7 protein-coding genes and 2 pseudogenes are annotated in these 8,335 nt (G+C 33.9%); 4 read left to right on the top strand and 5 right to left on the bottom strand.

The features are described 5' to 3' along the window. Positions 1–469 precede the first annotated feature (469 nt). Together COD92_RS04095 and COD92_RS04090 are read right to left on the bottom strand one after the other, a co-directional pair. Positions 470–667: a hypothetical protein gene (locus COD92_RS04095; protein WP_098995904.1), complete on the bottom strand. Its 198-nt coding sequence runs from the start codon at positions 665–667 to the stop codon at positions 470–472. A 153-nt stretch (positions 668–820) separates the two neighbouring features. Then, positions 821–1,444: a hypothetical protein gene (locus COD92_RS04090; protein WP_098527472.1), complete on the bottom strand. Its 624-nt coding sequence runs from the start codon at positions 1,442–1,444 to the stop codon at positions 821–823. Positions 1,445–1,670: 226 nt separating this feature from the next. Here COD92_RS04090 and COD92_RS04085 point away from each other — a divergent pair, with 226 nt between their 5' ends. Further along, positions 1,671–2,117, top strand: coding sequence for a hypothetical protein (locus COD92_RS04085; RefSeq protein ID WP_098527473.1), 447 nt, complete (start codon positions 1,671–1,673; stop codon positions 2,115–2,117). A 105-nt stretch (positions 2,118–2,222) separates the two neighbouring features. Here COD92_RS04085 and COD92_RS33260 read toward each other — a convergent pair. After that, a pseudogene (locus tag COD92_RS33260) lies at positions 2,223–2,687 on the bottom strand (ATP-dependent DNA ligase); the annotation flags it as partial. Positions 2,688–4,053: 1,366 nt separating this feature from the next. Here COD92_RS33260 and COD92_RS04075 point away from each other — a divergent pair. Then, positions 4,054–4,473 carry a hypothetical protein gene (locus COD92_RS04075; protein ID WP_098527475.1) on the top strand — a complete coding sequence of 140 codons (420 nt, stop codon included), beginning with the start codon at positions 4,054–4,056 and terminating at the stop codon, positions 4,471–4,473. A 100-nt stretch (positions 4,474–4,573) separates the two neighbouring features. Here COD92_RS04075 and COD92_RS04070 read toward each other — a convergent pair whose 3' ends face one another. Then, on the bottom strand, positions 4,574–4,831 hold the full coding sequence (locus COD92_RS04070) for a hypothetical protein (RefSeq protein ID WP_098527476.1): 258 nt from the start codon (positions 4,829–4,831) through the stop codon (positions 4,574–4,576). A gap of 111 nt (positions 4,832–4,942) precedes the next feature. Next, positions 4,943–5,431 carry a hypothetical protein gene (locus COD92_RS04065; protein ID WP_098527477.1) on the bottom strand — a complete coding sequence of 163 codons (489 nt, stop codon included), beginning with the start codon at positions 5,429–5,431 and terminating at the stop codon, positions 4,943–4,945. A gap of 233 nt (positions 5,432–5,664) precedes the next feature. Between COD92_RS04065 and COD92_RS04060 the strand changes: the two are divergent. Beyond that, positions 5,665–7,169: pseudogene (locus COD92_RS04060) on the top strand (ABC-F family ATP-binding cassette domain-containing protein). Between the two features lie 250 nt (positions 7,170–7,419). Continuing rightward, complete coding sequence (locus tag COD92_RS04055; RefSeq protein WP_098527478.1) at positions 7,420–8,325, top strand: putative selenate ABC transporter substrate-binding protein; 906 nt, start codon at positions 7,420–7,422, stop codon at positions 8,323–8,325. The last annotated feature ends 10 nt before the right edge of the window (positions 8,326–8,335 follow it).

Here is an 8,335-nt window from a genome sequence, read left to right as displayed (position 1 = left end):
ACTATTTCTTTTTCCACTTCGGATTCACTCCTCTCAAGATAAAAAGTATTATACTCATATATGAATAAAATTGTCAAAATTATCAGTTAATACTAAATAATTAGATGTGGATTATTGAATTCCTTAGTTTGTACTTCGGAAAATGTTTTTTAGTCAAAACAGGAAATTATACCCATATATTTCCTACTTATAAGGGTAATCTTATTATTAGAGCAAGGCTTAACAATAAACCTCACTGTGTATGGCTACTACATCATGATAAATTAGCCTTGCTCTCAATTCCCACCCAATTACCCATATCATCCAGCACTTTAATTCATAAAATGTATTGGGATTAGTCAAAAAGCCAAGCCAGTATGAATCAACTTTGTTCTATGTGTACTTTTCCATTCACTACTCAATAATGTGAGTAGTCTTTTTCTATTGCCATAAAAAAAGCACCCAAATTCATGAGTGCTTAAATGACATATTATTTATAATTAGTTTTTAATGAAACTGCTATTGGATCTTTTTCCATACAAAATTCCAATAATGATATTTTTCCTTCATGTTCTAATTGATGAGCCAGAAAAATTATTTCTTCTGCTTCTTCTTTAGATGAAATGGGAGATAATCGTACATTACCATTGTTTAGTACAATTTGATTAAATAAATCATACTTTTTCAAATTATCAGCCCCTCATTAAAGTATTACTTTGTAATTACCCAATGAACCAATGAATTAAACATAAAAAGCCACCCTCTACACATTTGTATCATTTTCTTAAATTAGTATTCCAACGCAAAATTCTAATCTTGAATAGTTACTAAAACACCATCTTCAAAATATATATATATATTTATAGCCAGGATAAACCCATTGTTCACTAACACCACTTGCACTTGTAGTTCGATTAATATCTGATGGTCTTCCCCATCCTTCAGTTAAAACTTCTTCTGAAGTCATTCCGATAATGACAGGTTGAGGGTCTACCGTTCTTTCATAAACTTTTTTATTTTGTGTTTCTTGGTTAGCTAATTGGAAATAGTATTGATATTTATCATTAGCCGATGTTTTAACTTCATCAATTTGATTTTTTATTTCATCTGGAACATATTTTAGTGCTTTCAAAGTTAAAGCTATATATTGATATTTTGCTCCAAGATTATTTGTCTCTGTATCACTCCGTTGTAATTCTTGATATTCCTTTAAAGAAAAGGCAATATTGTAATAATCTTTTAGTACCTCATTAGATTGACCAATTGTTAGTTTCATTAATGTATCATAATCTTTATTTATAACTAGTTGTATGTACTTTTGTTCTTCCTCTGTAATTTCTCTGGTGTATGATTTAGGTTTAACCTTAACTTCAGTATTAACTTCTTTGTGTGTTTGTTTTTCTTGAGGTGAACAAGCTGATAATAAAAATCCACAACCTAAAAATAACAAGATTTTATAAAACAAAATATCCCCCCTTATTCTACAAAGGTCAATTTTACCACGATAGAAGTTGGGGAATTTTAGAAGTTATCGACAAGTTTTTTAAGTCGCAACTTGAATATATTATTGGATTTCTTATTGTACTACTGGGGATGGAAAGTTAAATAAACAACACAGAATTTAAGTGATTTCTCTGTGAATTATTCCTAATTAAAAGGGGAAACTAAGATAAAAAGGGGAAATCATTTATATGCCTAATATAATTAGAATCATTCAGCTGATTTTGCCTTGGATTTCTATCGTTTTTCTTCCAAAAAAGTCATTTAAACAATATATACCTGTATCTCTTTTTGCCTCATTACTTGTTACAGGAATGTGTTTGTTAGCTGTCCCATATAAGTGGTGGGTTGTTAAAGGGGGATGGAAAGTTAAACTTTTAAACGATGGTAGCTTTATTTTTGGACCTTTCCTTGTAGGAACATTATGGATTTTCCATTTAACCTTTGGAAATTTAAAACGATATTTTGGGTTTAACTTACTAATGGATTCCTTTTTTTCTTTCCCACTGAGCTATCTGTTTCAAAAGTTAAAACTTTTTAAGTTAGTTAACTTTCGACCTAAACACATATTTTTTTCATTTATTACTTTCTCTCTAATTATTTATGGGTATGAGGTGCTAATAAAAAGGATTAAATAATGCTATATTAATTCTCTAACTAGGGCGATTGCTTAAAAAGGTAATTGTTTTTTGTTATTCAAGTATCGGGTGCTTGAGTTGAAGAAGAAACAAAAAAGAGTGAGCCTAACTAGCCCACTCTACAAATGAAGGGACTCTAAAGAGTCCCTTTTTAGTTAGATTCCGATATTTAACTTTTGCTTTAAGCTTCGGATTAAGATAAATAAACTTGTCATTTTCCTCAGTAATGAAGTCTCTGTATTGCTTATAAAAATCCTTCTTGTTTGGAGTAGGCATAAACTCCAATAGCCCTGGATATTTGCCATTATCAAAGTTTAGTAGTAATCCAAACTCATCTTTCCTTAAACCAGATATATAGACATTCTCATATTGATAATTAATCACCTTTAACCAGTCATGCGAGCGTTTATTTATTTGATACTTGGAATCTGCTTTCTTTTGAACAATCCCCTCAAGTTCATGCTGCTTAATTAACTCAAAGTACTGTTCTGCATTTCCCTCTATCCACTGGACTTTATTTAATAAAGCTGTGTCTTCAGGTATAAGTTGATTGAGTATTTCTCTACGCTCTAATAATGGTAAACAAGTGTCGAGCCAATATTTTCATGCAAAAATATACTATAGAAAATGATGAAAGGGTAAATAAATTGAGTAAGATAGGATCTCATGGTTCTCATGAATCACACGGTTCACATGGGTCAAGTGGGGATTTAATAAAGAAAAAGATGTAAGACCATCAGCGTTTAGAGCTGTAAACACTTCTGTTGACCAAATTGTTACAGCCAATACTCCTGTTGCACCAATTCTATATCCAAATGAACAATTTGACTTAAATAAGGAATATAACCCTGATAAATCGACCTTTACTCCAAAGCAAGATGGAATATATTTAATTATTGCTAGTGTTTCATTTTTCCCAGAAAACCCAAATACAAATTATAGATTGGTATTAAACATTCGCGTAAACAATATTCCTGTAGCAACCGATGACGAATTTTTTGGTCCAAATCCGGTTGAATAGGGAGATCAAGTTAGTGTATCTAGCATCTTAAAATTAAAAAAAGGTGATGCAGTGACAATTTCTCTCTTCAGTACCACTAATGGAACCATTAAAGCTGAGGATCCAGAACTTCCTCGTGGTAATCACTTTGAAGCAGCAAGCTTCACTTTTTAAGTAACAGTCAAAACATGTCTATAAATAAGGCACTTTATGCACAACTCGTCAAATTGGCGAGTTTTTTGTGCTTATTTCCCTAATAACTATGTCCAGCTAAAATTCATTTCAATCTTTATTTTAATAAAGTACCTTAAAATTGAAATATCTAAATTAGAGCTCTTTATTGAACAAACCTGCCCCGTTCGTATTATAAGGTCAGCCAGAAAATATTTCTGGTTGACCATTTTTTATATGGTTTTATTATTACAGTAGCCAGGGTAGAACGTAACTGCCCGTGGGGCTTCGACCCCGTCAGCTAAACGGTTCGCCCCCTACTTGTAGAAACATGATTGAGGCTGGTTGGGACGTAGATCTCGTATAACAAGTGAAGCTGTGACACTGCATGGAGGAATTAGGGGTACTGGCAAATTTGCTTTCAAAAATATTAGGGAACAAAAAGTACAAATAATTACTATTTTTCATCGTATATACAACCATTCAGATAAAAGATGTTATGCATACACTATTTTAAAGTTGTTTTAATAATGCTTGAGTATATATCCATAAATCAATTTACTGAAATTAGGATACTGTAGAATATTAAAATTTTAGGAAGGGAGATGGGAAAACATATACGATCATCAAGATGAGGAAAATAATAAAACGATAAATGAGTTTGATTCCTTAAAATCTAGTTACTTATCTAAACAAGAAAGTAAATCAATAAATTCATGGATTTTAAAAATAAAAAATAAAAACAATATTAAAGAAAGCAAAGAAATGAATGCACATGTAGAAAGAGCTATTAAAACTCTTCGGTTAAAATATAAATTAATTGGTAATGGTAAGAATAGAATTGTGTTTGACCTTGAAAATGGATATGTACTAAAGGTCGCCCTTAATAATTGGGGTATGAAGAGCAATAAAAAAGAATATAAGTTATTCTTTAATTCACCATCCCACATACAAAAACATTTATGTCCCGTAATGGAGTCTGGTTACGGATGGATTATAATGAAAAAAATGACACAAAAGATACCGTCAGATAAAGAATATGATAAAAAGATATCACAATTGATTAAGATATTTAAGGAAAATGGAATTGAACCAAAAGATATCAAAGAGAAGAATCTAGCACTTTCTGAAAATGGGGAATTTATAGTAGTTGATTATGGTAATTTTATTGTAACCGGTGATTGACATACTTTATTATTTTTGTCATTTATTTTCAATAGAACAAGAAGAAGCATGTTTTCTTTAGATAATATATATTTGAACAAAAAATTCAGACGGGTTTATGCTAAACCCGTCTGATGATTTCAAGTATTCCTGATAAGCTGGTGTCAGTAAACGAACTCCCTCCACTATTATCTGAACCTGTTCTGGAAGAAGAACTACTTCCACTACTTGTTGTCCTCGTTCCCCCGTGATTATCTGAACTTGAACCAGAAGATGTCTTTGTAATCGAGATTGGGGCAATTGTAACAGCTCCACCAAAGTTAACGATCCCACCCGATATAGTACCAATAGTTATTCCATCTTGATTGTATGCCGCCATTCAAACACTCCTTCCCTTATTCCCTATTATATGTACAAGGTATAGTGCTTGTTTAAACTTCTTCATCAATCTTAAGAAAAATAGAGCAGCGCTTAGGAGCCCGACATGGTCTCAGTACCTCGGGTTCTCATAATTACTTCCTGCACGGCGTTCCAACTTACAAATCCATTTATAAAATCCAAATAAAATTAACAAAAGTATAGGATCAAGTATGGCTGCGTGCCACAAACGCCACCAGCCATAATGAAAATAACCAAAAGGCTCTGGAAGTAATGTAATCTTTTCATATGCTAAAATCACAATAACAAAGATAAAGAGATAAGTGATTTGTGTGCTGGTTTTGGTTTTAAAGGGAAAAAAGTTTGAAAAGATGATATTGACCGGAGGGACAATTAAGAGGTGTGGGATTAACCCACGCCAATCAATTTCTTTATCAAAGTACCAATAGCCATGAAATTTAAATTCGACAAAAATATCAAAGCAGCTTTGCAAAGCAATCGAAAAAGTCCAAATGTGAACGATTTGGTTGAGTGTTAGTCGCTTATTTGTTTTATACATAATTAAATTAAAGATACCAACCGCACTAAGCATTCCGATCATACAAATTTTCCCTTTTTTTATATAACCTACCCATATAGTTCGGCTTGTTATACATCGGAAATCAAGGATGATGGAAAATCGATTCATCGGATTCATCAATAAGATGTAATCCCTCTTTTGTTTTCCAATTAATTTACAATTTTTTCCTGCTAAAAAATCTAGTCGAATTCTAAAAATCTAGTATGATGTATTAATGTTTGAATTCTTGAACAAAGCGAGGATTACGAATAAAAATGAGCTTATTAACTGTTGAAAATTTATCCCATACATTTGGAGATCGCACATTATTTAAGAATGTATCTTTTCGTTTATTAGCAGAAGATCATGTTGGATTAGTCGGCGCGAATGGTGTTGGTAACTCCACTTTAATGAATATTATTACGGGACAATTGATTCACGACGGCGGCCGTGTCGAATGGACACCAGGCGTTCACTATGGCTATTTGGATCAACATACCGTGTTAACACCTGGCAAAACAATGAGAGATGTTCTTCGGGATGCCTTCCTTCCTCTTTTTGAAAAAGAAAAGGAATTGAATGAAGTTATCGCACAAATGGGCGATGCCTCACCTGAAGAGTTAGAGGTCCTATTGGAAAAAATGGGTGAAATTCAAGATGCCCTGGATGCAGGTGGTTTTTACTCACTAGATATTAAGATTGAAGAAGCAGCACGAGGATTAGGTTTGGATGCGATTGGCTTAGACCGTGATGTCACGCACTAAGTGGCGGACAGCGTACAAAGGTTCTATTAGCCAAGCTATTATTAGAACAGCCCAAGGTTCTATTACTAGACGAGCCAACCAACTATCTAGATGTTGAACATATTCGCTGGTTAACTTCTTATCTAAAGGATTACCCATATGCGTTTATTTTAATTTCCCATGATACAGAATTTATGAACCCTGTATCCAATGTTATTTTTCAATTAGAATTCTCAAAGCTGACCTGCTACACAGCAAGCTATGAAAAATTCCTAGAACTAGCGGAAATTAATAAAAATCAGCATATCAATGCCTATGAAAAACAGCAGGAATTTATTAAAAAACAAGAAGACTTTATTGCTAAAAACCAAGCCCGTTATTCGACTACCGGCCGGGCTAAAAGCCGTCAAAAACAGCTGGATAGAATGGAGCGGATTGACCGTCCTGAAACTGCCGTAAAGGCTACCTTCAGCTTCAAAGAGTCACGTTCAAGCATCCGCTATGTGTTTGAAGCAAAAGATTTAGAGATTGGTTATACAAATCCATTGCTGCCGAAAATGAGTATGACGCTTGAACGCGGTGAAAAGGTGGCAATTATTGGCTGTAACGGTGTTGGTAAATCCACACTACTAAAAACCATGCTTGGAAAAATTGACCCGTTAAATGGTAAGGTAGAACGCGGTGACTTCCTCTTTCCTTCATATTTTGAACAAGAGGTAAAAGCGGGCAATATTACACCAATTGAAGATGTTTGGAATGCCTTCCCTTAAATGGATCAGCATCAGGTTAGAGCTGCTCTTGCCCGCTGCGGTTTAAAAAATGAGTATATCTCACGCCCAATGAGTCAGCTAAGCGGTGGAGAGCAAGCAAAAGTCCGCCTTTGCAAGCTGATGATGAATGAAAGCAACTGGATTTTATTCGATGAGCCGACAAATCACTTGGATATTGATGCTAAGGCAGAATTGAAACGTGCATTAAAAGAATATAAAGGTACTGTTGTACTTGTTTGCCACGAACCTGATTTTTATGAAGATTGAGGAACCAAAGTGTGGAATGTCGAAGAATGGTCACAAATGACAGTTTAAGAACGTGTACCTGACCCCTGCCATTTAGCAGGGGTTTTTCTTATTGACACTGAGCATTCAAATGAATTTCCGATATTTACCTATATAGATAATCGATTGAGTTTGATAGAACAAATAGATTAAATGAATTTATTCGACAAATTTCTTTCTTTATAATGAGAAAGGAACTAGGAATTAACTAAACTAAGAGGTGCGGAAATTTATGAAGAAATGGCTTTCTATGTTATTATTAGCTATGCTTGTCTTTTCACTAGCTGCATGTAGCAGCAAGGATGAAAAAGCAAGTGAAGGCAAAAAGGAAACAACTACGAATACAAAAGAAGTTTTAAAGATCGGTGCGATTCCTGACCAGAATGCAGCCGAGCTTGATAAAGGAATGACGGCAGTAGCTAAATACCTTAGTGAAAAAACAGGAATGAAAGTAGAATTTGTTCCGTCAGTTGATTACGCTGCACTTGTAACAGGGTTTCAACGCGGTGAAATTCATATGGCTTGGTTTGGTGGTTTAACAAGTGTTCAAGCGATCAATCTTGTACCAGGTGCTGAATCTTTTGCGCAAAGACCTAGAGATGCGGAATTCCACTCTGTATTCATTACTCAACCGAATTCAGGTATTACAAAGCTTGAAGATTTAAAGGGTAAATCGTTCACATTCGGAAGCGAAAGCTCAACTTCTGGACATTTAATGCCACGTTATTACTTAACAGAAGCTGGAATTGACGCGAACAAAGATTTTGATGGAAAACCAAACTTCTCTGGCTCTCATGATACTACTTATAAATTAGTAGAATCAGGTGCATTCAAAGCGGGTGCACTAAACGAAGCTGTTTGGGAAGCAGCTGTTAAAGATAAAAAAGTTGATACAAACAAAGTTAAGGTATTCTATACAACCCCTTCTTTTTATGACTATAACTGGACTATCAACAGCAATGTTGACGATGTCTTTGGAAAAGGCGCTACGAAAAAGGTAGAAGATGCAATTCTTTCCATTACAACAGATCAAAAAGAAATTACGGACTTTTTCCAAACCGATAAATTTATCGAAACTAAAAATAGTAATTATGAAAAGATTCAAAAGGTAGCAAAAGAATTAAACATCATTAAGTAGTAGGTGTCAG

Source organism: Bacillus sp. AFS037270, from assembly GCF_002585305.1.
This window is presented reverse-complemented; position numbering and strand designations above follow the sequence as displayed.